21 protein-coding genes and 2 pseudogenes are annotated in these 24,227 nt (G+C 69.2%); 12 read left to right on the forward strand and 11 right to left on the reverse strand.

Going from position 1 to position 24,227, the window contains the following annotated elements; genetic code table 11:
• The first annotated feature begins 782 nt into the window (after positions 1–782).
• Positions 783–1,274 (forward strand): hypothetical protein, encoded by a 492-nt coding sequence (locus RBJ77_RS34095; RefSeq protein WP_372348510.1) that lies wholly within the window; start codon positions 783–785, stop codon positions 1,272–1,274.
• Between the two features lie 59 nt (positions 1,275–1,333).
• Here RBJ77_RS34095 and RBJ77_RS34100 read toward each other — a convergent pair whose 3' ends face one another.
• Both RBJ77_RS34100 and RBJ77_RS34105 read right to left on the reverse strand, forming a co-directional pair.
• Entirely contained in the window at positions 1,334–1,672 is a 339-nt protein-coding gene (locus RBJ77_RS34100; RefSeq protein ID WP_372348627.1) for a universal stress protein, read from the reverse strand.
• Entirely contained in the window at positions 1,555–1,893 is a 339-nt protein-coding gene (locus RBJ77_RS34105; protein WP_372348511.1) for a universal stress protein, read from the reverse strand. Before RBJ77_RS34105 ends, RBJ77_RS34100 begins: the two co-directional genes overlap by 118 nt.
• A 250-nt stretch (positions 1,894–2,143) precedes the next feature.
• Here RBJ77_RS34105 and RBJ77_RS34110 point away from each other — a divergent pair, with 250 nt between their 5' ends.
• The 10 genes and pseudogenes from RBJ77_RS34110 to RBJ77_RS34155 all read left to right on the forward strand — a co-directional run bounded on the left by RBJ77_RS34110 (position 2,144) and on the right by RBJ77_RS34155 (position 12,658).
• Positions 2,144–2,911: a thiamine pyrophosphate-binding protein gene (locus RBJ77_RS34110; protein WP_372348512.1), complete on the forward strand. Its 768-nt coding sequence runs from the start codon at positions 2,144–2,146 to the stop codon at positions 2,909–2,911.
• A 34-nt stretch (positions 2,912–2,945) separates the two neighbouring features.
• Positions 2,946–3,530, forward strand: coding sequence for a hypothetical protein (locus RBJ77_RS34115; protein ID WP_372348513.1), 585 nt, complete (start codon positions 2,946–2,948; stop codon positions 3,528–3,530).
• Complete coding sequence (locus RBJ77_RS34120) at positions 3,482–3,688, forward strand: thiamine pyrophosphate-dependent enzyme (protein ID WP_372348514.1); 207 nt, start codon at positions 3,482–3,484, stop codon at positions 3,686–3,688. The genes RBJ77_RS34115 and RBJ77_RS34120 overlap by 49 nt, the downstream gene beginning before the upstream one ends.
• 995 nt (positions 3,689–4,683) lie before the next feature.
• Positions 4,684–4,908, forward strand: coding sequence for an alpha/beta fold hydrolase (locus RBJ77_RS34125; protein ID WP_372348628.1), 225 nt, complete (start codon positions 4,684–4,686; stop codon positions 4,906–4,908).
• A gap of 133 nt (positions 4,909–5,041) precedes the next feature.
• Positions 5,042–5,302, forward strand: a complete 261-nt coding sequence (locus tag RBJ77_RS34130) for an alpha/beta fold hydrolase (RefSeq protein ID WP_372348515.1) — start codon at positions 5,042–5,044, stop codon at positions 5,300–5,302.
• Positions 5,303–5,378: 76 nt separating this feature from the next.
• A pseudogene (locus RBJ77_RS34135) lies at positions 5,379–8,312 on the forward strand (FAD-binding and (Fe-S)-binding domain-containing protein).
• A 50-nt stretch (positions 8,313–8,362) separates the two neighbouring features.
• Complete coding sequence (locus RBJ77_RS34140; protein ID WP_372348516.1) at positions 8,363–9,208, forward strand: fumarylacetoacetate hydrolase family protein; 846 nt, start codon at positions 8,363–8,365, stop codon at positions 9,206–9,208.
• A gap of 15 nt (positions 9,209–9,223) precedes the next feature.
• The gene (locus tag RBJ77_RS34145; protein ID WP_372348517.1) at positions 9,224–9,958 is read left to right on the forward strand and encodes a universal stress protein; all 735 of its coding nucleotides are present in this window, start codon (positions 9,224–9,226) and stop codon (positions 9,956–9,958) included.
• The gene (locus RBJ77_RS34150; protein WP_372348638.1) at positions 9,895–10,944 is read left to right on the forward strand and encodes a hypothetical protein; all 1,050 of its coding nucleotides are present in this window, start codon (positions 9,895–9,897) and stop codon (positions 10,942–10,944) included. Before RBJ77_RS34145 ends, RBJ77_RS34150 begins: the two co-directional genes overlap by 64 nt.
• Positions 10,945–11,258: 314 nt before the next feature.
• Positions 11,259–12,658, forward strand: a pseudogene (locus RBJ77_RS34155) (MFS transporter).
• A gap of 104 nt (positions 12,659–12,762) precedes the next feature.
• Here the strand turns inward: RBJ77_RS34155 and RBJ77_RS34160 are convergent.
• From RBJ77_RS34160 to RBJ77_RS34200, 9 genes are all read right to left on the reverse strand, one after another.
• Positions 12,763–12,894: a hypothetical protein gene (locus RBJ77_RS34160; protein ID WP_372348518.1), complete on the reverse strand. Its 132-nt coding sequence runs from the start codon at positions 12,892–12,894 to the stop codon at positions 12,763–12,765.
• A gap of 303 nt (positions 12,895–13,197) precedes the next feature.
• A complete protein-coding gene (locus tag RBJ77_RS34165) occupies positions 13,198–13,410 on the reverse strand; it encodes a proprotein convertase P-domain-containing protein (RefSeq protein ID WP_372348519.1) in 213 nt (70 codons plus the stop codon).
• Between the two features lie 47 nt (positions 13,411–13,457).
• A complete protein-coding gene (locus tag RBJ77_RS34170; RefSeq protein ID WP_372348520.1) occupies positions 13,458–14,057 on the reverse strand; it encodes a M4 family metallopeptidase in 600 nt (199 codons plus the stop codon).
• Positions 14,003–14,257, reverse strand: coding sequence for a hypothetical protein (locus RBJ77_RS34175; RefSeq protein WP_372348521.1), 255 nt, complete (start codon positions 14,255–14,257; stop codon positions 14,003–14,005). Before RBJ77_RS34175 ends, RBJ77_RS34170 begins: the two co-directional genes overlap by 55 nt.
• 66 nt (positions 14,258–14,323) lie before the next feature.
• Positions 14,324–14,476 carry a hypothetical protein gene (locus tag RBJ77_RS34180; RefSeq protein ID WP_372348522.1) on the reverse strand — a complete coding sequence of 51 codons (153 nt, stop codon included), beginning with the start codon at positions 14,474–14,476 and terminating at the stop codon, positions 14,324–14,326.
• Positions 14,477–14,550: 74 nt separating this feature from the next.
• Positions 14,551–14,814 (reverse strand): hypothetical protein, encoded by a 264-nt coding sequence (locus RBJ77_RS34185; protein ID WP_372348523.1) that lies wholly within the window; start codon positions 14,812–14,814, stop codon positions 14,551–14,553.
• Positions 14,815–15,102: 288 nt separating this feature from the next.
• Positions 15,103–15,498, reverse strand: a complete 396-nt coding sequence (locus RBJ77_RS34190; RefSeq protein WP_372348524.1) for a hypothetical protein — start codon at positions 15,496–15,498, stop codon at positions 15,103–15,105.
• 665 nt (positions 15,499–16,163) lie between these two features.
• Positions 16,164–17,189, reverse strand: a complete 1,026-nt coding sequence (locus tag RBJ77_RS34195; protein ID WP_372348525.1) for a helix-turn-helix domain-containing protein — start codon at positions 17,187–17,189, stop codon at positions 16,164–16,166.
• Between the two features lie 196 nt (positions 17,190–17,385).
• Positions 17,386–20,271: an AAA family ATPase gene (locus RBJ77_RS34200; RefSeq protein ID WP_372348526.1), complete on the reverse strand. Its 2,886-nt coding sequence runs from the start codon at positions 20,269–20,271 to the stop codon at positions 17,386–17,388.
• Positions 20,272–20,480: 209 nt separating this feature from the next.
• Here RBJ77_RS34200 and RBJ77_RS34205 point away from each other — a divergent pair, with 209 nt between their 5' ends.
• Positions 20,481–24,161: a S8 family serine peptidase gene (locus RBJ77_RS34205; RefSeq protein WP_372348527.1), complete on the forward strand. Its 3,681-nt coding sequence runs from the start codon at positions 20,481–20,483 to the stop codon at positions 24,159–24,161.
• Positions 24,162–24,227: the final 66 nt, after the last annotated feature.

Raw genomic sequence — 24,227 nt, forward strand, 5'->3', positions numbered from 1 at the left:
TGACGCCCAGCCGGGGCTGCCCGACTGCCGGACCGGGCGGCAGCCTGCAAGCGGCGCGTTCGCTGCTCCTCGGCGACGCGGGCATCAGTCTCCACTGTAGCTCATTCCACGCCGCTGCTGCTTCTTCGCCGCAGACCGACCGGCTTTCCGAGGTCTGCGAAGACGTGCAGAAGCAGCTGCCCGCCGCGGCACGATCCTCAGCCGGCCTGCGACATGTCCACCCGGTCGCTGTGCCTGCTGTCGGCTGCTTGGGCTCAGCGGCCCGTGGATGCCCGCAAGCATCGCCGCCACCTCGCCACTCCGGCTGAGTGCGCGAGGTCGAGTACACAGGAGAGTTCCGCGATGCCGCCATCGGGCGTGCAACCTGGGCAAGGGCAGCACTGTCTCGCCTCACCGTTCTGCGTGCTCTGTCAGCCCTGCGTTCGGCGCGCAGGAGGGTGCGCGAGGTAGCGAGCAGACCGCACAGCTCTCGACGCGCTCCTGGTGCCGATGACGGCGATCGACCATGTGCACATCCTCCGGGACGAGGCCCTCGCATCGCCTGCGTTTGATCCAGCAGTCTCCGCCTCTCCGTCCTGGCGGCCGGCGGGGTCGGCACCCTGCCGGCGGTCGCCTGCCGTCAGATCTGGACGAAGAAGCGCAGCGGTGCGGCATCTCGCCCTGCTGCCAGTGGCGCCTGCGCTACGACTGCGCTGCTGTTCCTGGACTCGGTTGAGGTTGCAGGTGAATGCGCCCGCAGCGGATGTGCTGTCACCGGCCAGGGTTACGCAGGGGCGGCAGGGATGCGTAGCGTCATCGCAGCCATGTCGTCCTGTCCATCACTGGGGTACTGCTCGGCCAAAAGCGGCGCACAGTTCATCGATCGGCGCGCCTGCATGGTGACGGGCTGTCCGGGCGATCGCGTCGAGGCCTTGGTCCAGCGAAGCATCGCGGCGTTCGACGAGTCCATCCGTGTGGAGGAGGGGCTGCCCGTCTTTGCGGTCCGACAGGTAGACGTTTCCGTAGACGCGACCGCGGTGGGTGATGGCGGGCCGACCACATTCCGCAAGGTGTTCACCTTCTTCGTCGAGCACGCCCAAGACTCCGTACCGGGCTCCGACGAGGTTCATGGCCGTCCGCACGATACGTCGCAGGACCGTGGGCAGTTCGAGCTCGCTGTTGATCCCGTGAACGACCTGGAGGTGTCCTTGCAGGTCGCGCTGTGCACGCGCCAGGGAGTGCAACCGCTCGCCTATACGATCCAGGTCAGCGCTGAGCGGCAGGTTGAACAGTGACATGTGGGGCGGGGCCACGTCTACGGACCCGTTGTCCGATGGACCTTGTTGCTCTTGCGTCACCACACTGAGGGGCTGCTGTCGCCTCGCACTACGAGCACTGGGCATGTGGCGTGCTGGACACAGTGCATGGCCACCGAGCCGAGCAGTAGTCCTGCGAAGCCGCCGCGCCCTCGGCTGCCGACCACGAGCAGACGTGCATCGCGGGAGGCGTCCAACAGCGCGCCGGCTGCGGGGCCGAGCCGTACGTCGGTGTGTACCTCCACCTGCGATCCGTCGCTCAAGGCTTCCTGGACAGTCGCTTCGAGATCTTCGCGTGCCCGGCTCTCCAGCGCTTTCGCGTCGCTGCTCGACGGTGGGAGCCAGCCGAGCGCACCCTGGAACGAGGGATGTCCCAGGCGGTCACCGCCTCGACCACCGCCCCGGTCATCTCTGCCTGGCGCAAGGCCCAGCGAAGGGACAGCACCGACGCTGGTGAACCGTCCACGCCTGCCACGATACGACCGACGTTCTCCTGCTGGCCTTTCATATGTGTGTCTCCGTCTGCGCGACAAACCTGGCTTCTCTTGCTTCGGCTCAAGATCCCAGTACATACAACCGTGGGACTCTCCCTGTGCATCCGCAGGAGCGCGCCGGACCCTTTGGCCGTCGGAGGCGTCGCTCAGCTTCGGGAAGGCCCGTTGTCCCTCGCCAGGGCAGGGACCCCCGAGTCACTCCGTGACATCGCGGGAAGCGCTACTGAACTGTGTCGCTCGGGCGGCACGGCCCGGACGGCACGGCTGTGCACTCTGAGCTCTTGTGCGGTGCGCGGAGAGAAAAACATTGCATTTTGCGCTCAATAGTCTGGTTCGGTCCGATGGTCGAGCTAGGTGTGGAGTGAAGTGACCAAGCAAAGTGTTGCTGAGCAGTACGTCGATCTCTTGGCCCGTGCGGGTGTGCACCGCATGTACGGAGTGGTGGGCGACAGCCTGAACCCTGTGGTCGACGCCGTCCGACGACACCGCTCCCTGGAGTGGGTCCAGGTGCGCCATGAGGAAGTCGCGGCGTTCGCGGCCGGTGCCGAAGCGCAGCTCACCGGGAAGCTCGCCGCCTGCGCGGGATCGTGCGGGCCGGGCAACCTGCATCTGATCAACGGCCTTTACGACGCCCACCGGTCGATGGCGCCGGTCCTCGCCCTCGCGGCGCAGATCCCCAGCGGCGAGATCGGCACCGGGTACTTCCAGGAGACCCACCCGGACAGGCTGTTCGCGGAGTGCAGCCACTATTCGGAACTGATCTCCTCGCCACGGCAGATGCCCCGGGTGGTCCAGACGGCCATCCAGCACGCGGTGGGCCGACGCGGAGTATCGGTGATCGCAATGTCGGGCGACGTCGCCGACGAGGACGCTCCCAGCGGCGGAGCTGAACTGACCGTACCGCTGGACAGGCCCTCCGTTCGGCCGCCCGACCATGAACTCGCGCGGCTCGTCGAGATGGTGGACGCCGCTGGGAGGGTCATGTTGTTCTGCGGCCGGGGCGTGGCCGACGCCCATGCGGAGGTGATGGCCTTCGCCGAGAAGGTCAAGTCCCCGGTAGGACACGCGCTACGCGCGGCAAGGAGCACATCCAGTACAACAACCCGTTCGACGTCGGCGTAGTCGGCCTGCTCGGCTACGGTGCGCCTACGAGGCCATGCACGACTGTGATCTGCTGATCCTGCTCGGCACCGACTTTCCGTACTCGAACTTCCTGCCACGGAACGTCAAGACGGTACAGATCGACATACAGCGAACGGCTGGGCCGACGAACGCAGTTGGAGCTCTTTGCCGTCTGGGGGACGTGGGCGAGACGCTGAAGTGCCTCACGCCCGCGGTGCGGGAGGAAGAAGTCGCGACGGTTCCTCGACCGGATGTTGAACAAGCACGTCCAGAGTCTGGAAAGGGCGGTCGGCGCGTACACGAGGAACGTCGAGTCGTTCACCCCGATCCACCCCGAGTACGTAGGCGTCGGTGCTGGATGAGTAGCGGCCGACGACGCGGTCTTCACCGTCGACACCGGAATGTGCTGTGTCTGGGCGCCCGCTACATCACTCCCAACGGTCGTCGCCGCGTGCTGGGCTCCTTCGTGCACGGCTCGATGGCCAATGTCTCTGTCCCAGGCGATCGGCGCCCAGTTCCTCGACCGCGGTCGGCAGAGTGGTCTCCCTCTCCGGTGACGGGGGATTCTCCATGCTCATGGGCGACTTCCTCACGCTCGTCCAGTACGACCTGCCGGTGAAGGTGGTCGTCTTCAACAACTCCTCTCTGGGGATGGTCGACCTGGAGATGATGGTCGACGGCCTGCCTCCGCACGGGACCACCTACGCGCACGCACCGACTACGCGGCCATCGCCACAGCGGCCGGTGCCCGCGGCATCAGGGTGGAGGATCGGCTGATGTACGGGGCGCCCTGCGTGAGGCGTTCGCCCGCTGACGGGCCGGCCCTGGTGGATGTGGTCACCGACCCGGACGCGCTCGCCATCCCACCCAGGACGACTGCCGAACAGGTCAGTGGTTTCGCCCTGTCTGCGGGCCGCGCCGTTCTCGACGGAGTGCGATGATCCACGTCGCCCGGACGAATCTGCGCAATATTCCGCGACGTGAGCACGTGAGCCGGCCGAGTCGACGCTTGGCAAGCGGAGTCGAGCGAAAGCCGGGCCGAGGCCCGCATGGCCATTTCGGCGATGACTCTTTCATCCGGGCGAGAAGCCAGAGAGAGAAATGTGAAACGAGATATGCACGACCGCTTGTCGGTGTGTGGGAGTGGCGGGCCGAGCAGCATGCCGAGGAATGAAGGCATCCGTCTTCTTCTCGCCTTCGGACGAGAGGAAGCAGGCGGCGACGCAGGAGGAGGGTGCGCGCGCGGTCTGCGGACTTGTTCTGTGCAGCTGGACTGCCAGTCCTTCGCTGAGACTTCCCAACAACGTTACGGCGTGTGGGAGGTATGACGGAGAGCGAGCGCCGACTCCGGGAATAGGGCGCTCGGAGGAAAGAAGGGCGTGCGCTCACGGAAAAGTCGGCACCAAGGCTTCGCGCAGACTCGACCTCAGCAGGCGCGAATGAGGTCGCGAAACTTCGCGGACATGCACCTCGCAGACCGATTCAACCCTCTGTTCTTGAAATCTGGGAAGAGGCAGGACACTTACCATGGAAATCACCCACCACACGGCAGTTCTCAACGGAATCAAGCAGCACTGGGTCAGCGCGGGCAGGGCCCTCCGGTCTATCTGCTGCACGGATTTCGGAGACCTGGCACGGCTGGCGCAAGCAGATTCCCGTGCTGGCGGAAAAGTACACCGTGACAGCACCGGACCTCCGCGGTTACGGAGATACGGAGAAGCCCGCGTCCCGCTACGACAAGCGCACGATGGCCAAGCGACGTGGCCGCGCTGATGGACCACCTGGGGCACGAGAAGGTCGCGCTGGTCGGTCACGACCGCGGCGCGCGGGTGGGGACGCGGTTCGCGAAGGACTTCCGTGTCCGCGTCGACCGGTTCGTCGCGATGGACGAAACATCCCGACCAGGGTCATTGCGGACACCTACGATGCGGCTCTCGCGCGGCAGGGGTACTGGTTCTTCACCTTCCTCCAGGTTCCCGACCTGCCTGAATCACTGATCGCCGGCAACGAGGAAGCTTGGCTGACGCACTTCTACCGCAGCTGGTCGTACAACCCGGACATGCTGACGGCCGAGGAGATCGACGTCTATGTCCGCGCCTACCGGCAGCCGGGGCGGTCCGTGGCTCGTGCATGGACTATCGGGCCGCTGCCGAGGACGTCGCCCAGGACCGTGAGGACGCGGACCAGCTCATCGACTGCCCTGTGCTGACCATGCGGGGCGAGAACTTCAGCGCGGTCGGTGAGGCGTACGACGTTCTCGACGTGTGGAAGGGCATGGCCCGCGACGTTCGCGGAGTCGCCATTCCCCAGTGCGGCCACCTCTGCCAGGAAGAGCAGCCCGAGGTCGTCAACGCCGAGCTCCTGGCCTTCCTGGACGGCTGGAGCGGATGAAAGCCGAGCTGACCGCGCCCCACAGTCCCGGGCGATGACACCTATCCACGACATGGAAAGAAGGGAGCAACCCGCTATGCCGCTGCTCGATCCGAAACCGGGGACGCTGCGTCCTCGCACCACGCAGGGGCCGTCGGTCGACAGCTGCCGACAGCCGGGCGCCCGGCACCCCGGCCTCTCTGCGGACGCCCTCGTCGCTCGACTGGGCGAGCACAAAGTGCTGCACAAGATCTCGGACCTGGTGAGATACGCGTCGGACGCCAGCCCGTACCGGCTGGTTCCCCGTGTGGTCGTCATCGCCGAAACCGTCGGCGACGTGGCAGCCGTCCTGCGATTCGCCCGCGAGAACCGTCGTCACGTCGTCTTCCCTGTGCCGCTGGAACCTCCCTCAACGGCCAGGCCCAGGGGGACGACATCCTGGTGGACGTACGCCGCCACTGGACCGGTGTGGAGGTCCTGGACGGCGGCGACCGGGCGCGAGTACAGCCGGGTACGACGGTGGGACGGGCCAACATCACGCTCTCCCGGCACGGCCGGCTCATGGGTCCCGACCCGGCCAGTTCCAGTGCGTGCACCGTCGGCGGTGTCGTGGCCAATAATGCTTCCGGGATGACCGCCGGCACCACCCGCAACTCCTACCGGTTGCTGTCCTCCTGACCGTGGTACTGCCCTCGGGACTGGTCGTGGACACCGCGGCCCCGGACGCAGAGGCGCGTCTTCAGGCGCGGCGGAGCCAGGGAACTGTGCGCGACCCTGCTCGCGCTCAAGAGGCGAGATCGAGCGGGACAGCGCTCTCGTGGCGCGCATCCGCGCCAGGTACGAACTGAAGAACACCAGCGGCTACCGGCTGGATGCGTTCCTCGACGGCTCCGACGCGGTGGGAATCCTCAGGGCCTCATGGTCGGCTCGCGGGGCACCCTGGGCTTCATCGCCGAAACCGTCTTCCGCACCGTCCCGCTGGACAGGAAGACCTGCACGGCACTCCTGTTCTTCCCCTCGATCTGCCCGCCGCGGCTGCCGCGGTGCCGCTCTTCAACCACGCTGGAGCCGTGCCGTGGAACTGATGGACGGCAACACACTGCGTGCCTGTGCCGAGGTGCACGGAGTGCCCGACGACTGGCGGAACCTGCCGCAGGACACCGCCGCACTGCTGGTCGAGTTCCGTGCCGCCTCGAGGAGGATCACCTCGCCGACCAGCGTGCCGCCGCAAGCGTCCTCGCCGGGCTGGAGTTGGTGGCGGTGCCCTCGGTGACCAACAGCTTCGTGACCGACCCCCGCCTAACGCAGACCTACTGGCACGCCCGCGAGGCGTTCATGACAGCCGTGGGCAAGGCCAGGCCCACGGGCACGACGCGCTGATCACCGAGGACTTCGCCGTCCCGCCCTCGCGCCTGGCCGAGGCGTGCGAGGCTCTGTCGCAGATGCAGCAACGCTACGGCTACACCGCCGCGGTGGCCGGCCACGCGCCCACGGCAACCTGCACTTCCTGCTCGCCTTCGACGCTGCGCGCCCCGACGACGTCGACCGCTACGCGGCGTTCATGGACGAGTTCTGCGCCATGGTGATCGACCGATTCGACGGCTCCCTCAAGGCGGAACACGCCACGGGCCGAATATGACGCCGTTCCTGGAGGCGGAGTGGGGCGCACAGGCAGCGGAGATCATGTGGCGGATCAAGCAGGCGTTCGACGCGCACGGAGTGCTCGCTCCGGGAGGTCGTGCTGAACCGGGACCCCGGGGCCCACCTCCAGCACGCGAAGACCATCCCGACCATCGGGTGCCGTCGCCGACCCCTGCATCGAATGCGGCTTCTGCGAGCCGGTGTGCCCCAGCCGTGATCTGACGACGACTCCCCGGCAACGGATCGTGCTCCGGCGCGAGATGCTGCGCCAGCCCGCCGAATCGCCCGTGACCGAGGGCCTGTTGGAGTCCTACGGCTACGACGCCGTAGAGCACCTGCGCGAGGCGACTCGACCTGCAAGATCGCCTGCCCGGTCGGTATCGACACCGGAGCCATGATGGAAGCAGTTCCGGCACCAGCGACACGGCGGTCTCGCGGAACGCAGCGCCGAGCGGGTCGCCGAGGCACTTCGGTGCAGTGGAGTCGTCCGTGCGCATCGCCCTCGGCGTCGCGGATCACGTCGACGACCGGCTTCTGCACGGTGCCACGTCCCTCGCCCGCACGGTGGTGACAGCTGATCTGGTGCCGCGAGTGGATCACCGCGATTCCCGGGCCGGCCCCCGGGCACTTGCCCGAGACCCGACGGGAGGGTGCCGCAGCCGTCTACTTCGTCGCCTGCGTCAACCGCATCTTCGCGGGACCTGAGGCAGGGGAGGACCTCCCTCTGCCGGAGGCCGTGGTCAGGCTCTCCGGACGGGCGGGCCGCCCGCTCTGGGTTCCACCGGACCTCGTCGGCTCCTGCTGCGCGACCATCTGGCACTCCAAGGGATACGACGACGGCAACGCCTTCATGGCCAACCAGACCGTTGAGAAGGCCTGGGAGTGGACGGACGGCGGCACGCTGCCCCTCGTCGTCGACGCCTCTTCCTGTGCCCTGGGCGTCGGGCACGAGATCGTCCCCTACCTGACGCCGGAGAACAAGCGCAAGCACGAGCAACTGGACGTGGTCGACTCCCTGGTGTGGACCGCCGGCGAACTGCTGCCCCACCTCACGGCGTCGCGGAAGGTCGACAGCGCGGTCATCCACCCGACGTGTTCGATGAGGCACCTCGGCGACGTGGAACAGCTGGAAGAGCTCGCGAAGTTCGTCGCCCACGAGGTGAGCGTCCCCGTGTACGCGGAGTGCTGCGGCTTCGCCGGGGACCGCGGCATGCTCCACAAGGAGCTGACCGAGTCGGCCACTGCCCACGAGGCGGAAGAGGTTCTGGCGGGCGATTACGACGCCTACCTCTCGGCGAACCGCACCTGCGAGATCGGCATGGAGCACGCCACGGGCCGCCCGTACCAGTCGGTGCTGCTGCTCCTCGAGCGCGTCACCCGGCCCGTCTGACCCCCATCGCCCGATCGGGCACCCTTCGAAGAGCCAGTACAGGAGAGTTCATGCGCATCGCCAACCTGTCCGGACGGCTGGTACTCGTCTCGCACGACCGGGCCGTGGACGTGCACGAGGCCAGTGGCCACCGGTTCTCGCCCAACCCCCAGGCTGTCTACGAACGCTGGGAGGAATTCCGGACCTGGGCCGCGGGTGCGGACCTCGGTACGGGAACCCCCTTCGACGCCGCCGATCTCGGCGCTCCGGCGCCGGCACCACGCCAGCTCCTCGCCATCGGCCTCAACTACCGCGAACACGTCGCCGAGGCCGGGTACGGCACGCCCGAAGGCATGCCACCCGTCTTCACCAAATTCACCAGCAGCATCACCGGCCCCGTCACCGACGTGGTGCTGCCGGAGGGAGGCAACACGGACTGGGAGGTGGAACTGGTCGTCGTCATTGGCCGCCATGCCCGAGACGTACGGGAAGCGGACGCGTGGGACCACGTGGCCGGCCTGACGATCGGCCAGGACCTGTCTGAACGCGTCCTGCAAATGAGCGGGCCGGCGCCGCAGTTCAGCCTGGCGAAGTCCTACCCGGGCTTCTCGCCCATGGGCCCCTGCCTCGTCACCCCCGACGAGTTCGACGACCCCGACAACCTCTACCTCATGTGCAGCATCAACGGTGAGCGCGTGCAGCACGCCTCCACCCAGCAGCTCATCTTCCCCGTGTCGGCTCTCATCGCGAAGTTGTCGGCGGTACTGCCGCTGTCGCCCGGGGACGTCATCTACACCGGTACACCGTCGGGCGTCGGACTCGGCCGTACGCCCCAGCGGTGGCTGAAGGCAGGCGACGAACTCGTCAGTTCGATCCACGGAATCGGCGAGCTGCGGCGGCGGTTGCTGGCCGCCTGACCTCACCTGCCGGGGATGCCCCACCGCGCCAAGAGGCGCGCCCACGCTGATGTTCACCCACGTTCGAAAGAGGTTCGCAGGCTCGTGTTCCATCGCATTCTCGTTGCCGTCGATTCCAGTCCGGCACGCCACTCCACGGTACGTACGGTCGGTGAGCTGGCCCGGCTCACTGGGGCCACGGTCAGCGTTCTGCACGTCGTTGCCACCGCAGCCGAGCTCGCTGCCGTGGTCCCGTTGGAGTCCGACGCGGAAGCCAAGGCGGTCCTCGACGAGGCGGTCTCCGCGCTGCGGGACATGGGTGTCTCCGCCGAAGGCACCCTCGTCAGCGCCCTGACGACCGAGGTGTCCGCCGTCATCTCGTCCGCGGCTGCCGGTTATCAGGCCGATCTGCTGGTCCTGAGTCCCCATCGGCACGGGCTGTTCGCAGCCCTGCTCAACCTCGCGTCAGCGACGCCGTCGTCCACGGCAGCCGCATCCCCGTACTCCTGGCTCCCGGGAACGACAGGCGCTGAGAGGCGCGGCGGGGGCGCGGACACGGTGCGTCAGCCGCCCAGCGAGGGCTGCCCTGCCGCTGTGGCGTACGCGCTCCACGGGCGCGCGCTCCCATCGCTCCGCTGTGCCCTCCGGCCGCATCGCCGTGCGCTCACCCGGCCGGCCCCCACCGCCAACTGCCGCCATTCGAAGCCATGTTCATCCACTATCTCGGTCGCCCCGCACTCTCGGGGCGCGTCCACCCGACTCGACCTGTGAAGAAGGAGAGCTCGCTGACCACGCTCCTCAGGAGACTGCGCACCGGCCTTCTGGCCTCAGCGGTGATGACAGCCATCGCCGTGACCTCGGACGGCTCCGTGACCACGGCCGCGGCCGCCCAGCCGCAGAGCACGCGCTTCGTGGCGCACCTCGACATGGCCAAGGGGCAGCGTCCGGAGAACATCACCCTGGAGCCCGACGGCAGCGCCGTGGTGACCTTCGCCTACAGCCGACAGATCGCCCGGATCACCACAGATGGCAAGGTGCGGATCCTTGCCACACTGCCTGCCCCGGCGGCCGGATCCACCACTCCGGCCCTCTCGCAGCCGTTCCTCGGCGGCATCGTCCGCGCCGACGACGGCACCCTGTACTTCCTCTACGCCACCGGCAGCAGCGATCTGACCGGCGTGTGGCGGCTGCGCGCCGACGGCACTCCGCAGCGCATTGCCGCGCTTCCCGCCGGAGGGCCTCCCCAACGGCCTGGCCCTCGACCGGAGTGCACACCGTCTCTACGTGGCCGACTCGGTTCTCGGCACCATCTGGAGCGTCTTACCGGAGGCGGCCCCACCCGTGTGGAGTACCGGCCCCGAACTGGCCGCGGCCGGATTCCTCGGAGCGAACGGCATCAAGGTACTCAAGGGCTCTGTGTGGGTCTCAACTTGGACCAGGGCACCATGCTGCGCATCCGGTCACCCGGCAGAGCGGCGCCGGGCCCATCGAGACCCGCGCGACGGGACTGGCCAATATTGACGACTTCGTGTTCACCGGCTCCGGCGACACTCTGCTGGCCGCGATCAACGCGGACAACACGATCGCGCTGGTCAGGCCGAACGGCAGCCACACCGTCGATGCTGACCGGAGCCGACGGACTCCAGAACCACGTCGCTCGCGTTGCGTGGCCACGATCGACCTACATCGCCAGCGGCGCCTACTTCACCAACATCGATCCGAACCTGCTCACCGTGCGGACTGCGGCGCGTCCGTAGGACGGGCGCACGGGGGATGCTCTGGATCCGGCGCTCACCATCACCCGGTTGTGGCCACCGGATACAGGAGCCGCCTCGGATGTATCAGCGCCCGGCTGACCGGATCTGAGGGACTGGATCCAGGCCGGCACCGGTGGTCGGCCGGGACGGCGCGCGTCGTTGGTTGGTTCAGCGATGGGGACTTCAGCGCCCATCTCATTCCGGAATTCAGTGAATGAACTCACTCGTATATGTGCCGCGCCACCGTGGCCTGGAGGGCACAGACAGCTCATGAACGGCACTGATGCCGGCACCAGGGAAAGGCCGGACGACAGCTGCCCTGCCGGGAACGCCCTGCGCCGTCGAGCAGGGCCCGCCGGCCGCCCCGACGCGCTCCAGCGCCCGGGCCTCGCCCTCGCCGTGGCGGTGCCGCCACCGCGGTCGCCCTGATGACCTACACCGCGCCGATGGTGACCCTCTCGAGGCGGCTTCCGACCTGCACACCCCGCTCTCCGCCCAGGCGTGGCCGCTGAGACGGGGCCCACTGGGCCTGGCCGCCCTGCTGCTGGTCGGAGGCAGCCTCGCCGACGACTTCGGCCGCCGCCGGATCTTCGTTTCCGGCACGTTCGCACTCGGGTTGGCGACAGCTCTGGGTGCGCTCGCACCGTCGACCACACTGTTCACCCTCGCGCGCATCGCCCAGGGCGCCGCCGGCGCCGCGCTCTTGCGAGCAGCCTGGGACTGATCGTCCACGCCTACTCCACCCCCAGGGCAGGATCCGAGCGACCGGAGTTTGGGAGCATTCGTGAGCGGCGGGATCGCGGTGGGGCCGCTTCTTGCCGGTTCGATGCCGTCTTGGCGTCGTCGCGTATGTGGTGCTGGGTGTTGCCGCGCTGATCGTGGCGGGGTGCGGTCTGTGCGGGCTCTCGAGTCACGCTCTCCGCGCCGCGGGCGGACGGATGTCGTCGGCGCCCTGGCCTTCGCGGCTGCGCTGGTGGCGTTGGTGGCGGCGCTGACCCTGGGCCGGGACGGCTGGCTGCGAGTGCCGTTGCTCTTCTGCTCGTCGCCGCAATTCTCCTGACGGCCGTGTTCGCCCTGATGGAACGGCTTGGGTGGCACGCGCCGATGATCGACTTGGCGCTGCTGCGCGACCGCTCTTCCTGGCTTCGTCCGTCGAGGGGACTGTTCACCGGCCTCGCGGTGATAGGCCTGTTCAGCTTCCTGCCCACGATGCTCCAGCAGGTCTCTGGGGCTGTCGGCGATCAGCACGGCCTGGCTGTTTCTCGCTCTGGTCGGGCACGTCCTTCGTGGTCGCCCATCCTGGCGCGCCACCTCGGCGGCCGCCTGTCCCACCGCGCCAGATGGTCATCGAGCTTTGTTCTGCACGCGGCCGGGACCTTGGGGATGCTGGGCGCGGTCGGCGCCGGTTCCTGGATGCGCCTGCTGCCGGGACTCGTGGTGGCAGGAGTGGGCAGCGGCCTCGCTGAATGCAGCGCTGCCGCTGCTGGCCGTCGACTCGGTGTCGGCAGTCCGCGCGGCCATGGGGTCGGGGGCGCAGCAGTCCTTCCGCTACCTCGGTTCTTGTGCCGGCGTAGCACTGACGATCGCGCTCACCACGTCGGCCCACGACATGGCCGGGAGCGAACGAGGCGATGGTGGTGTCGGCAGGCCTGACGCTGGTGGCCGCGCTGGGCATGGGCCGCTCCGGGAGCGGGGACGGGCAGTGCCGAACTGAGGCCACGGGATCGTCCCTTGGCCGATGTGGTGGCGCGCCGCTGACGCGGGACGGGTGTGACCAGACTCAGGACAAGAAGTCGAGGACGGCTACTACGGTCTGGGCTAGCCGGCCCCGACGGCGGTGCTTTCGCGAGCAGTAGTAGCGCGCGTGAACCAGCGGCCCGTCTGTTCGACCGACGCGCCGCAGTGGCAGGTCTGCGGCTCGCGGATGCGTTCGATCGAGATCCACAGCATGAGCTTGACGGTACCCGGGTGGCGAGGCTCCCGGGAGGCACCGCGCGAGTTCCGGACCCGCCGCGTGTCCGGCTCCTGTCGGGCCACGGACCCGCCGGCGGGACCTCTGCTCGGCCTGGCCGGTCGGACGCCGCTGGCGACCAGGGCATGTCTTCGTTCGACAGAAGGCTTGTTGAAGTGCGCGGTCCCACGTCAAGGCTCACGGCCACCGCATGACTTCCAGGGGCAAAGCCCTGGTCGCAGGCGGTGGCCGTGGCGCTCTATACCGGGCCGGACGCCGGTTACGACCGTTGAGGGAAAGCCTCAGAAGGTCAGGCTCCAGCGCTGGAGATGCGCCCGGGTCCAGATCGAAGATGCCGGGGTGCCGTCGGTGACGCGCAGCTTCCAGGTGCCTACCGCGGGCACCGCTGAGGCGTCGACCGTGTAGGTCTCGTGCAGGCTGGGCGTGAGCACCCAGGGTCCCCAGGGCTTGACGTGGATGGCGGTGCCGTCGGGGGCGATCAGGTCGATCACCATGGCATTGCTGAACTCGTGGTCGAGATCGATCGAGACCTATGAGGTCATTAGGGTGCGTTGCCCGGCTTTCTCCGGACGACCAGTGGGGACTCGACCACGCCCCGCTTGGGGATCACATACGTGGTGGGGTTGACGAAGAAGTGTCCGCCGGATTCAAGAGCGGTCCAGGTGAACGGGAACTTCCGGATGTTCCTCGCCGCGTCCGTGATGATGATGACCGAGTCGTAGTCACCGGCCTTGCCGGGCGTGCCGGTGATCAGACCGGTGGTGTGGTTGATCGACAGCCCCTGGGGCAGCGACTTGGCGGAGTAGGTCAGCGGGCCGGGACGACTGCTGGATGCCGTGATCTGACGGCTGACCGGCTGGCCGACCGCCACCGGCTCGGTCGGCAGTGGTTCCGCGGCGATGTGGTTGACGTAGCGGATCCCGACGTTGACGGCCGCCCAGGCGTTGGCGACGGACTCGTAGGCGTCGCTCTTGGCGCCGTAGAGGTCGGCGGCGGCCTGGAGCGTCGCGGTCCGGGCGCCGGCGTAGTCGGTGGTGCTGGTCATGTAGACGGTGAGCGCGCGGCACACCACGGCCGAGGCGTCGGTCAGTCCGACGCCCGCCACGGGGAGCCCGTCGTACGTGGGGCTGTCGTAGTCCACGCCGCTGATGGTCTTCTGTCCGCTGCCCTCGGCGAGCGGTAGAAGAAGTGGTCGCCCACCCCGGCCACCATGTGCGGCTCCTGCCCCTTCGCCTGCGGCGTCCAGTAGTCCAGGGGCGCGTGGCCGACGGAGCTGATGCCGGCCTTGGAGGGACGGTCCATGTAGCGGATGGGCTTGCCGTCGCCGTGCAGGTCGTCCAACTCGGCCATCGTAGTAGTCGGGTACGTCGTTGGGGTTGTCGGCGTGGAACTCGACGGCGGCGGCCATCATGTCGCTGATCGCTTCGTTGAGGCCCGGCGATTCGCCGTTGTTGCCCAGTCCGGCGGTGGCGGAGGTGACTCCGTGCGCGTCATCTCGTGCGCGGCGATGTCCAGGGACGTCACCGGGTGCTGTCCGTCCGCGCCGTCGCCGTAGCTCATGCAGAAGCAGCCGTCCTGCCAGTTGGCGTTGGCGAGACGCCTTTCACGGATTCGTAGTGGACCCGGAGGAACTGCTACCGCGGCCGTCGTTGGCTATGCCGTTGCGGCCGAAGTTGTCGTGGTAGAGAGTCCCACGTCGTCTGCGCGCCGTAGGCCGCGTCCACCGCGGCGGTCTCGGGGTTCGCCGCCGTTCCGTCGCCCCACACGTCGTCAGCGTCGGTGAACAGGACCCCGTTGGATTCTGTCGCTGGAGTCGAGGTCGGTGCTGACCGTGCGCGGGGTCGATCAGGGCGTACGTGCCGTCGTCCTGGCGGGTGGAACCGATCGTGACCTGCCACGCTGTAGAGGCTGTTGCCCTGGCGGCGGACTCCACGTGTTCGGCGTTCTCAGAGTGGCGCCGCTCGCGGCGTCGGTCTCGACGTGGCGTTCGCTGGGGGACCCACGTCCCGCTGCAGGCCGGTGACGACTGTCTCCCAGCAGGCCAGCTGGGGCTTGTCGTTCATCATCCAGACGACCTGGCGGGGGCGTTGCGTGCGTTTCCCTTGCGGAGTGCCCTACGCGCGCGGCTTTGCTCAGCCGACTTCTTCGCGGTGCCGGCCGACACCTTGGCCTTGGCGTCGGGAGGGTCAGCTGCGCCTTGGAGGCGTAGGTGACGGTGTGGGACCCGTCGTGCTGATGGACCACAGGTCTCCGCCGATCACGGGCGGTCCGGCATACGTCCGGTCGTAGCGGGTGTGCACCGTTCCGTCGGCGTCCTTGATGACGTCCTTGGGGATCAGCTTCTCCTGATGGCCCAGACCCAGCGAACGGGCGGCGTCCGGCGCCGTGTTGGTCGCCTGGTCGAGCAGCTTCCGGCGCTGCCCGGGCGACAGCTGGACGGTGGCGGCTCCTGGTCTGGCCGTGGCCTTGATCTGTGGAAGAGCTGGTACTTGGCGGGTGTCGGCGGATGCGTCGGAAGTGGAGGCGGCGCCGGCCGAGGCGGGCAGTGCGGACAAGGTGAGTGCTGCGGCCGTGACCACCACGGTCGAGACCAGGCGCCGCCGGGTCCGGTGCGAACCCTGTGTGGACGCAGCCCTGTTACTGGAGGAATTCAATCTGGGGGACCTTCCGTTCGGCTGTCTGCCGATGTCGAGCGGCACACGGGCCGGTCGAGGGGGACCGGCCCGTGCGGTTTCACGGGGAGAGGGGCACGAGCTTCACTTCAGCGTGAAGCCGGTGTTGCCGGCGCGCGGAGGTTCGCCGTGCGCCTCGAAGTGCGCACCGTGTGAACCCCTACTGCCGAGCTGGGGTCGACCCGCGCTGGTTCAAGGTCGACAGCGGACGGTGTAGGTCCGTTGAGAGAAGAAACTAAGTGCCATCACCACGTCTCCGGCAGGTGAGACGGGTGGCGACTACATGCCATGTGGCATAGATCGGCCAGGCTGCGCTCGGTGGCGGGCGTCTCGCACTCGACGTGCCCGCCTGCGCTCTGCGCGTGGGTTTTGCAGCGCACGTCGTTCGACCCCACGTGGAGGCGGCGGCGCACGTCAGACATACGTGCCCTGATCGGGGAACACGTGTCGCCCTGCTTGAAGTCGAGCAGGTACCTCCGTCCGCGGTCCGTACGGTGCAACGGCGTCGGAAGCGCCGGTGTGCCAGCAGTCGGCCGGCCGCCCGGTGACGGATGCGGTGACCGACATGCGGCTCGTCATCCTCCGTCGCTCACGGTCGTGGGCTTCGTGATCGCCGAAGGCTCGTGCAGCCATCCCCGGCGGGCGGCCTGGGCCGCGGCCTGGAAGCGGGTGGTGGCGCCGAGTTCGGTCATCAGCTGGCGGATGCGGCGTTGGGTGGTGCGCGCGCTCCAGCCCTGAGTACGGGCGATCGCCGCATCCGAACAGCCCGCGGCGAGCAGCCTGACGAGGGAGAGGTGATCGGGCCGGCCGGACGTGCCGGGTGAGGCGGTCGGCGGTGCGGGGTCCTGAATGGGGGACGCACGGTCCCACTCCGCTTCGAAGAGGGCTTCCAGCGCGGTCAGCATCGGCGAGCGGTGGATCACGTGCGCGGTGAGGTGTCCACCCGGGGCGAGACTGAAGGGGATGACTGCCTGCGTGTCGTCGGCGATCACGAGTTTGATCGGCAACTGTGCCCGCACACGTGCCTGTTCGCCGGAGCGTATGCTCGGCAGGATGTCGTCCCGGAGGCGGTCCGGCCATGCGACCGCAGCCCGGTCGTAGACCACGCGGTGCGTGACGCCCGAACTCTGTCTGCGGCGTTGGTCGTCCAGGTTGCTGCCGGGGCGGTCGACGTAGGGCGGCCGGTCGAAGGTGCGGATCTGATGGAGGGCGCCGTCGGTGAGCCGGCGGATGGCAGCGCTGATGTCGTCACGACCGCGGAGCAGTTCCACAGCGATGTCCGGGTCGGCGATCCGCAGAGCTTCACGGTGTCTGTCGGCCAGTTGGTGGACCAGCGCGCGGGCCGCACCCAGCTGCCGCTCGCGTTCCTTGATCAGTTCGGTGACCGCGACATCGGGGGCGGCGGCGGTGAAGCGGGGAGGGCGGCCCGCCGATCTGGTCGCGAGGCCGGCCTTCACCAGGGTGGACAGCTGGCGCCCGGCCTGGCTCGTGCTCGCCCTGCAGGCGCTCGCCACCTCGGAGGCAGTGCTGTGGGGCAGGCCGATCAGCGTGGTGTAGACGCGTTGGGTCTCCTCGCCGAGTCCGAGGACGTCGAGTTCCATGTCAGCTCCGGTCATTCGGGCCGCCGACCGCCAGTCGGCGGCATGAGGTCACACGTGTGGAACAGCTGCACGGTGCCTCCGTGCACCGTGCAAGTCCTGTCACCTGCCGGCGCGTCTGCGCACACACAGAACACGGACTCTGCCCAACGCAGGACGGGGCCGGCCTTCCTGTCGGGCTGACAGGCACCGGTCGGTGTCATTCGGCGATGTCGAGAAGCATCGCCGCCAGCTCCTTGCGCGACCCGCAGCCGAGCTTGCGCAGGGTGCTGGAGACGTGGCTCTCGACCGTGCGGCGGGACAGGAACAGCTCGGTGGCGATCTCCTGGTTGGTCTTGCCCGAGGCGGCCAGAGCGGCCACCCGGTGCTCCTTCGGCGACAGCGTCTGACCCAGGGAGCGCCGTCCACCCCGCCAGGGATACGGGATCGGCACGCCGAACTGCCGCATGCTGCGGCAGACGCGCGCGATGTCACGCGAGGCCGTCATCGCACCGTACGAGCGAAGGGCGGCCTCCAGGTCGGGACCGCCCCGCGCCGCCCCGCGCTCGCAGCGGAGCCGGCCGAGCCGTTCGGCAGCCTGTGCCTCGTCGTAGCGCAGCCCCGCGTCCATGAGGACCTGACGCGCCTGCCCGAACAGAGCCTCGGCATCGTCGCCGCGATCGTGGGCGGAGGCGAGCGCGCCCCGGGCGGTCAGGAGGGCAGCCTGCGCGCGCGGCGAGTTAGTCCCGTCGAGCCCGGCCGCGAACTCGTCGACGAGTGCGGCGGCCTCGCTGTCCGGCCCGCGTACGGTCAGTGCCTCCACGAGGCACGCCACCGGCGCGGCGCCCCACACCCAGTTCCCCTTCGCGCGGACGTCGGCGACAGCGGCCCTGGCGTGGTCGACGGCGCCGACCGCGTCGTCCATCGTCAGCAGCAACTGGGCCATGGCGGTCCTCGCCGCGATGAGCGGCCAGACGGCGCCGACCCGTTCGGCGACGGCGATCACCTCGCTGAAGCGGGCGGCGGCCTCCTCGGCCGGGCCGACCGCCGCGAGCAGCGAGCCGTGCAGCAGTCGGGAGTCCAGGGACGCCGCCCCGAACGTCGCGTCGGCCCCGCCCATCCGGCGAACACTGTCGAGCAGGCCGTCCCACCGGCCGGCGGCGTGATCGACCGCGGCGGCGACGAGGTCGACCACCTCGGTCAGGCGCAGGTAGTCCGCCTGCTCGGAGACCCGGCGCCCCTCGGCCAGCAGCGCCTCGGCGCGGTCCGGGCGGCCGATGTGCAGCGCGGCCTGGGCCCAGTTGAGGCACGCGCGCGCACGCTCCCGGTAGGAGGTGCGCAGCTCGTCCCCGCCCAACAGGTCGTCGATCAGCGGCCAGCTCTCCGGCCGGCCCTGCTCGAGCATGAGCCCTGCCCGTGTGATGCGGACGGCGACGTCGACACTGCGGTCGCCGCTGCGCAGCGCGGCCGCCGCCGCTTCGTCACAGCGAGCGACGTGCTCGCGCATGTGCCGGTCCGTGACCGTCTCGGGCGCGGCGAGGACGGCGAGCGCACGGCCGAGGAGCGCGGGCTCGTCGGCAAGGTCCGCGAGGGCGTTGCCGATCTCCAGGTAGCCGGCGCGGGCGTCACCGGACTGGCGGAGAAGGCGTCCATGAGTGAAGCGCAACTCGCCGCGTACGGCGGCCGGCAACTGCTCGGTCACCAGCAGCCCGTGGACGATCGGCAGCGCCTCGGTGTGGGCGAGCCCGTCGACCGCGGCCCTGCCCAGCTTGAGGGCGAGCCGGACCCGGTCCGGCTGCGGGACGCCTTGCGCTTCGAGCGCCTCCAGCAGGAAGCGGGCGGCCGTCGCGTCGTTGCCGTGCGCGAGTGCGGCCTCGGCGGCCGCTTCCGCGTGGACGACGAACTCCTGGTGGCGGCCCGCGAGCCGGTAGTGATGGGCGAGCCTGGCCGCCGTGGGTGCGCCCGCCCCAGCTTCCAGAGCACGGGCGGTCCGCAGATGCAGCCACCGCCGCTCGGCCGCAGGCACCGCCTCGTACACCACCTGCTGGGCCAGCGCATGGCGGAAGCAACTGTGCCCGCCCTTGTCGTGGAGCAGGCCCAAGGCCTGCGCCCGTGCGAGGGATCGGGCGATCTCGCCGGCGTCGTGCTCGGTCACCTCCGCCAGCAGACGGTCGTCGGTGACCAGGCCCAGGACCGCAGCCGCGTTCACGACCTGCCGGGCGTCGTCGTCGAGGGTGAGGAGGCGCTGCACGATCACGTCGCGGAGCACCACCGGAACCGCGAGGTCGTCCAGCGCCTCGGGGCGGGCCGGGATCGTGCGCGCTGCCGGGCCCTCCACGAAGGTGCGCAGGACCTCCTCGACCACGAACGGGATGCCGCCAGTCCTGTCGTAGAGACGGTCGGCGACCTCAGGAGAGAGGTCGGCGTGCAGGATCCGGCCGGCGAGCTGAGCCACTTCCGGCCGGTTCAACGGGCTCAGGCCGACGACGCGGGCCGCGCCGGAAGGTGCCCGGGCCAAGGCCTCCCGGATCGGGAGCCGCCCGGTCTCCGTGCGCGCGACGAGGATCGCGGTCAGGCGAGGAGGAAGGTGTGCGGCGAGGAAGGCCAGGAAGTCGAAGGTCACCGTGTCTGCCCAGTGCACGTCCTCCAGCACGAGCACCAAGGGGCCGAGCCGGTCGAGCAGGGCGACGGCGGCGCGGAAGACCCGGTGTCGCTCCGCTCCTTGGTCGGTGAGTGCCGGCGGGGGCGGCGGCAACTGCGAGGCGATCTCGGGGACCAGCGGTGCCAGGGCGCCGAGCACCGGGTTGAGCACCTCGGCGCCGGCCGGCAGGTTTCCCACCTGACGGAAGGCGTCGAGCAGCGGGGACAGCGGCAGGGGCTCCTGGAGTTGCTCGCACTGCCCGACCAGGATCCTGCGGCCGACGACCGCAGGTGACGCCAGCAGCTCGCGCACCAAGCGGCTCTTGCCGATACCGGCCTCGCCCTCGACGAGGGCGAGGGACGGCTGGGCGGCGATGGCCGCCTGCAGGACTGCGAGTTCCTCCCGCCGTCCGACCAGGCTGTCGGCTGGGTCCTCCGCGTGGCTCACCTGCGACGGCAAGGGCATGTTCCGCCCCTCTCGCCGACCCGATCTCGCAACGTCGTGATCAGATTAACGCCAAAATTCCGTGTGTCCTACGGAGGATATCCGGGTTACACCGTCGCTAGCGTCTGCGTTCGATCCCAGAGCTTCCTGTGGAAGGCGAACGAATGAGACGGACCAACTCCTCCCTGTTCCGGAGGTGGTTGCCAGGTACCGCGGCGCTGACGGCGATCGTGCTGACAGCCGCCGTGCCCGGGTCGGCGGCCCCGGCAGGCCCTGACAAGGAGAAGACCTACATAGTTCAGATGGCCCTGGCTCCCGTCGTCACCTATGGCGGCGACGAATCCGGGCTGGAAGCGACCAAGCCGGCCCGCGGCAAGAAGATCAACCCCCGCTCGGCCAAGGTCAAGCAGTACGTCGACCACCTCCACGACCGGCAGCAGCGCGCCGTGAAGGCCGTGGGCGCGAAGAAGTTCCACAGCTACACCTACTCGTTCGACGGCTTCGCGGCCGACTTGACGGCCCGTCAGGCAGCGCAGCTGCGCGCGATGCCGGACGTCGTCGCCGTGACCAAGGACCGGAAGGTGAAGGCGCAGACGGCATCGACGCCCGCCTTCCTCGGTCTCGACAAGCCGGGCGGTCTCTGGGACCAGCTCGCAGGCCCGGAGGGGGCCGGCGAGGACCTCGTCATCGGCGTGATAGACACCGGAGTCTGGCCGGACAGCAAGAGCTTCGCCAACCCCGACGTCAGCGGGAAGGCGTACAAGCCGCTCACCGACTTCCACGGGACCTGCGACCTCGCCACCGACGGTTCATGGGGCGAGGACGACTGCAACGGCAAGATCGTCGCCGCACGCCACTTCGACGAGGCGTGGGGCGGCGACGCCGGCATCAAGAGCCAGATGCCGTGGGAATTCCTCTCCGCGCGCGACTACAACGGGCACGGCACCCACACCTCTTCGACCTCCGGCGGTGACCACGGGGTCGCCGCCACCGGGCCGGCCTCCGTGTTCGGCGCGGTCACGGGCATGGCGCCGCGCGCCCGCATCGCCTCCTACAAGGCGCTGTGGTCGACCAAGGACGGCTCCACCGCGTCGGGGGCCAACTCCGACATCGTGGCCGCCATCGACCAGGCGGTCGCCGACGGCGTCGACGTCATCAACTTCTCCGTGTCGGGTACGACCGACGACCTGCTCGACCCGTCCGAGGTGTCCTTCCTCGCCGCGGCCCAGGCCGGCATCTTCGTCTCCGCCTCCGCCGGCAACAGCGGCCCCGAGGCCAACACGGTCGCGCACCCGGCGCCCTGGGTGACGACGGTCGCCGCCGACACGCACAACCGGACGACGACCGGCACGGTGACCCTGGGGAACGGGCAGACCCACACCGGAGCTTCGCTCGCGGCCACCTCGGTCGGACCGGCCCCGCTCGTCTACGCGGGCAAGGAGACGACAGGCCTCTCGACCTCGAGCGAGACGCTCGCCGAACAGTGCTACGCGGCCGCCGACAACAACGGCGAGCCCGTGCTCGACCCCGCCAAGGTGAAGGGCAAGATCGTCGTCTGTGAGCGTGGCTCCAACCCGCGCGTCAACAAGAGCCTCGCGGTGAAGCAGGCCGGCGGCATCGGCATGATCATGGTCAACACCAGCAGCGATGCCGACGACACCGACTCCGACTTCCATTCCGTGCCGTCGGTACACCTGCCGCTCGCCGACCGCGCCGCGGTCAAGGAGTACGCCGGCACCGCCGACGCCACCGCGACGATCGCCGGCGCCAAGATCGGCTACGACGCCCCGGCGCCCCACATCGCGTCCTTCTCCTCCCGCGGGCCGACGACGGCCGCCGGCGGCGACCTGCTCAAGCCCGACCTCGCGGCGCCCGGCCAGGACATCCTCGCGGCCGTCGCCCCGCCGGGTCAGGGCGGGCTGGACTTCAACCTGATGAGCGGTACCTCGATGGCGGCCCCGCACGTCGCCGGCCTCGCGGCTCTGCTCAAGCAGCGCCACCCCGACTGGTCGCCGATGGCGATCAAGTCGGCCCTGATGACGACCGGCACCGACCTCCTCGACGGCTCGGCCGACAAGCCGGTGGTCGCCTTCGCGCAGGGTGCCGGACACGTCCAGCCGAACAGTGCCGTGGACCCGGGTCTCGTCTACGACAGCGGCACCGACGACTGGTTCGCGTTCCTGTGCGGCACGACGAAGGGCGTCGAACAGGACGTCTGCGACGCCGAGGCCAAGAAGGGCAAGTCCTTCGACCCCAGCGCCCTCAACACCCCGTCGATCGCGCTCGGACGGCTCGCGCCGGGGGCCCGGACGGTGACACGTGAGGTCACCAACGTCGGGTCCTCCTCGGCGACCTACACCCCCTCGGTCCGCGGCCTCGCCGGCGTGAACGTCCAGGTGACTCCGAAGCGGCTCACGGTGCGTCCCGGCGAGACGCGGTCCTTCCAGGTGAAGTTCACCCGGACCACCGCGGCCGTCAACACCTACGTGTCGGGCTCCCTGACCTGGACCGACGGCAAGCACCGCGTGCGGATCCCGATGGTGGTCCGACCCGTGGCGGAGGCCTGGACCGCCGTCACCGGCGTCGCGGGCGTGCGGGACTCCGGCGAGCAGGTCGTCCTCGACCCGAAGGGCAAGCGGGTCTACGTCACGGCCCTCAACTACGGGGCGGCGCCCGGTCAGGAGAACCTGAGCATCGTCACCATCGCCTACGACCCGAAGACCGGCGCCGAGCTGTGGACGTCGCGCTATGCGGGCCCGACGGGCGACTACGCCGAGCCCCTCGACACCAACATCAGCCCGGACGGCCGCACGCTCTACGTCTCCGGTGAGACCAATGGCGTCGACACCGGCACGGACGCCGTGACGATCGCCTACGACACCGCGACGGGTGCGCAGAAGTGGGACGCGCGCTACCCCGGTCCCGGCAAGCTCAGCTCGTCGGCCTGGGAGAACGTGGTGAGCCCCGACGGCAAACACGTCTACATGACCGGGATGACGACGCTCGCCGAGGGCGGTGTCGACGACTACTTCACGGTGGCGTACGACGCGAAAAGCGGCAAGCAGACCTGGGCGAAGACGTACGACGGTCCTGGCCACAAGACCGACGACTCCCGCATGATCGCGATCACGCCTGACGGCAGGACACTGATCGTCAGCGGCCAGAGCCCGGGCACCGGGACGGGCTTCTCCGACTGGGGCACGGTCGCGTACGACGCCGCAACCGGCGCACAGAAGTGGACGGCCCGCCACGACGGTCCGGCGCACGGCCTGGACGTCCCGTCGGCGATGACGGTCTCCGAGAACGGCAAGTCGGTCATCGTGACGGGCGCCAGCAGTTCGGCGACGACCTCGACCGACCTCGTCACGGAGGCCTACAGCATCGCCACCGGCAAGCGGCTGTGGAGCAACCGCTACGACGGCCCGGGGCACGCGTCCGACAACCCGTACGCCGTCACCGTGGCCGGGGGGAAGGTCTTCGTCACGGGCAACACCGAAGGCGAGGGCACCCGGTTCGACATGACGACGGTGGCCTACGACGAGGCGACCGGGCAGCGGAAGTGGGTCCAGCGCTACGACGGCAAGGCCCACTACGACGACACCTCGTGGGGCATCGCGGTCACGCCGGACGGCAGCAAGGTCGTCATCACCGGCACGAGCAGCGACAGTGACGCCGGCAGCGACTACGTGACGATCGCGTACGACACCACCGGCGGCCGCCAGGTGTGGCTCGGCCGGTACGACGGTCTCGTCGGGTCCCTGGACAGCGGCCACGCGATCGCCATGAGCGCGACCAAGCACGGCGTGCAGATGTTCGTGACCGGCCAGAGCGCGACGGGCGGAAGCTTCGACACCGGCGTCGAGATCGACATCGCAACCATCGCCTACTTCGATCCCTGGACCAAGCGCTAGGAGGCCGACAGACAGCGCGGCCGCCCTGGACGGGGCGGCCGCGCTGTCTGCGTACTCCCACCCGTT

Origin of the sequence: Streptomyces sp. KL116D (assembly GCF_030766975.1) — a bacterium.
Lineage (GTDB): Bacteria > Actinomycetota > Actinomycetes > Streptomycetales > Streptomycetaceae > Streptomyces > Streptomyces longispororuber_A.

Bases quoted from the DNA above. Each gene is read 5' to 3' on its own strand.
- RBJ77_RS34095 (WP_372348510.1), top strand. From the start codon at position 783: ATGCGTAGCGTCATCGCAGCCATGTCGTCCTGTCCATCACTGGGGTAC.
- RBJ77_RS34105 (WP_372348511.1), bottom strand. From the start codon at position 1,893: ATGCACAGGGAGAGTCCCACGGTTGTATGTACTGGGATCTTGAGCCGA.
- RBJ77_RS34115 (WP_372348513.1), top strand. From the start codon at position 2,946: ATGCACGACTGTGATCTGCTGATCCTGCTCGGCACCGACTTTCCGTAC.
- RBJ77_RS34120 (WP_372348514.1), top strand. From the start codon at position 3,482: ATGCTCATGGGCGACTTCCTCACGCTCGTCCAGTACGACCTGCCGGTG.
- RBJ77_RS34125 (WP_372348628.1), top strand. From the start codon at position 4,684: ATGGACCACCTGGGGCACGAGAAGGTCGCGCTGGTCGGTCACGACCGC.
- RBJ77_RS34130 (WP_372348515.1), top strand. From the start codon at position 5,042: ATGGACTATCGGGCCGCTGCCGAGGACGTCGCCCAGGACCGTGAGGAC.
- RBJ77_RS34140 (WP_372348516.1), top strand. From the start codon at position 8,363: ATGCGCATCGCCAACCTGTCCGGACGGCTGGTACTCGTCTCGCACGAC.
- RBJ77_RS34145 (WP_372348517.1), top strand. From the start codon at position 9,224: ATGCCCCACCGCGCCAAGAGGCGCGCCCACGCTGATGTTCACCCACGT.
- RBJ77_RS34150 (WP_372348638.1), top strand. From the start codon at position 9,895: ATGTTCATCCACTATCTCGGTCGCCCCGCACTCTCGGGGCGCGTCCAC.
- RBJ77_RS34160 (WP_372348518.1), bottom strand. From the start codon at position 12,894: ATGCTGTGGATCTCGATCGAACGCATCCGCGAGCCGCAGACCTGCCAC.
- RBJ77_RS34165 (WP_372348519.1), bottom strand. From the start codon at position 13,410: ATGGTGATCGACCTGATCGCCCCCGACGGCACCGCCATCCACGTCAAG.
- RBJ77_RS34180 (WP_372348522.1), bottom strand. From the start codon at position 14,476: ATGAGCTACGGCGACGGCGCGGACGGACAGCACCCGGTGACGTCCCTG.
- RBJ77_RS34195 (WP_372348525.1), bottom strand. From the start codon at position 17,189: ATGGAACTCGACGTCCTCGGACTCGGCGAGGAGACCCAACGCGTCTAC.
- RBJ77_RS34200 (WP_372348526.1), bottom strand. From the start codon at position 20,271: ATGCCCTTGCCGTCGCAGGTGAGCCACGCGGAGGACCCAGCCGACAGC.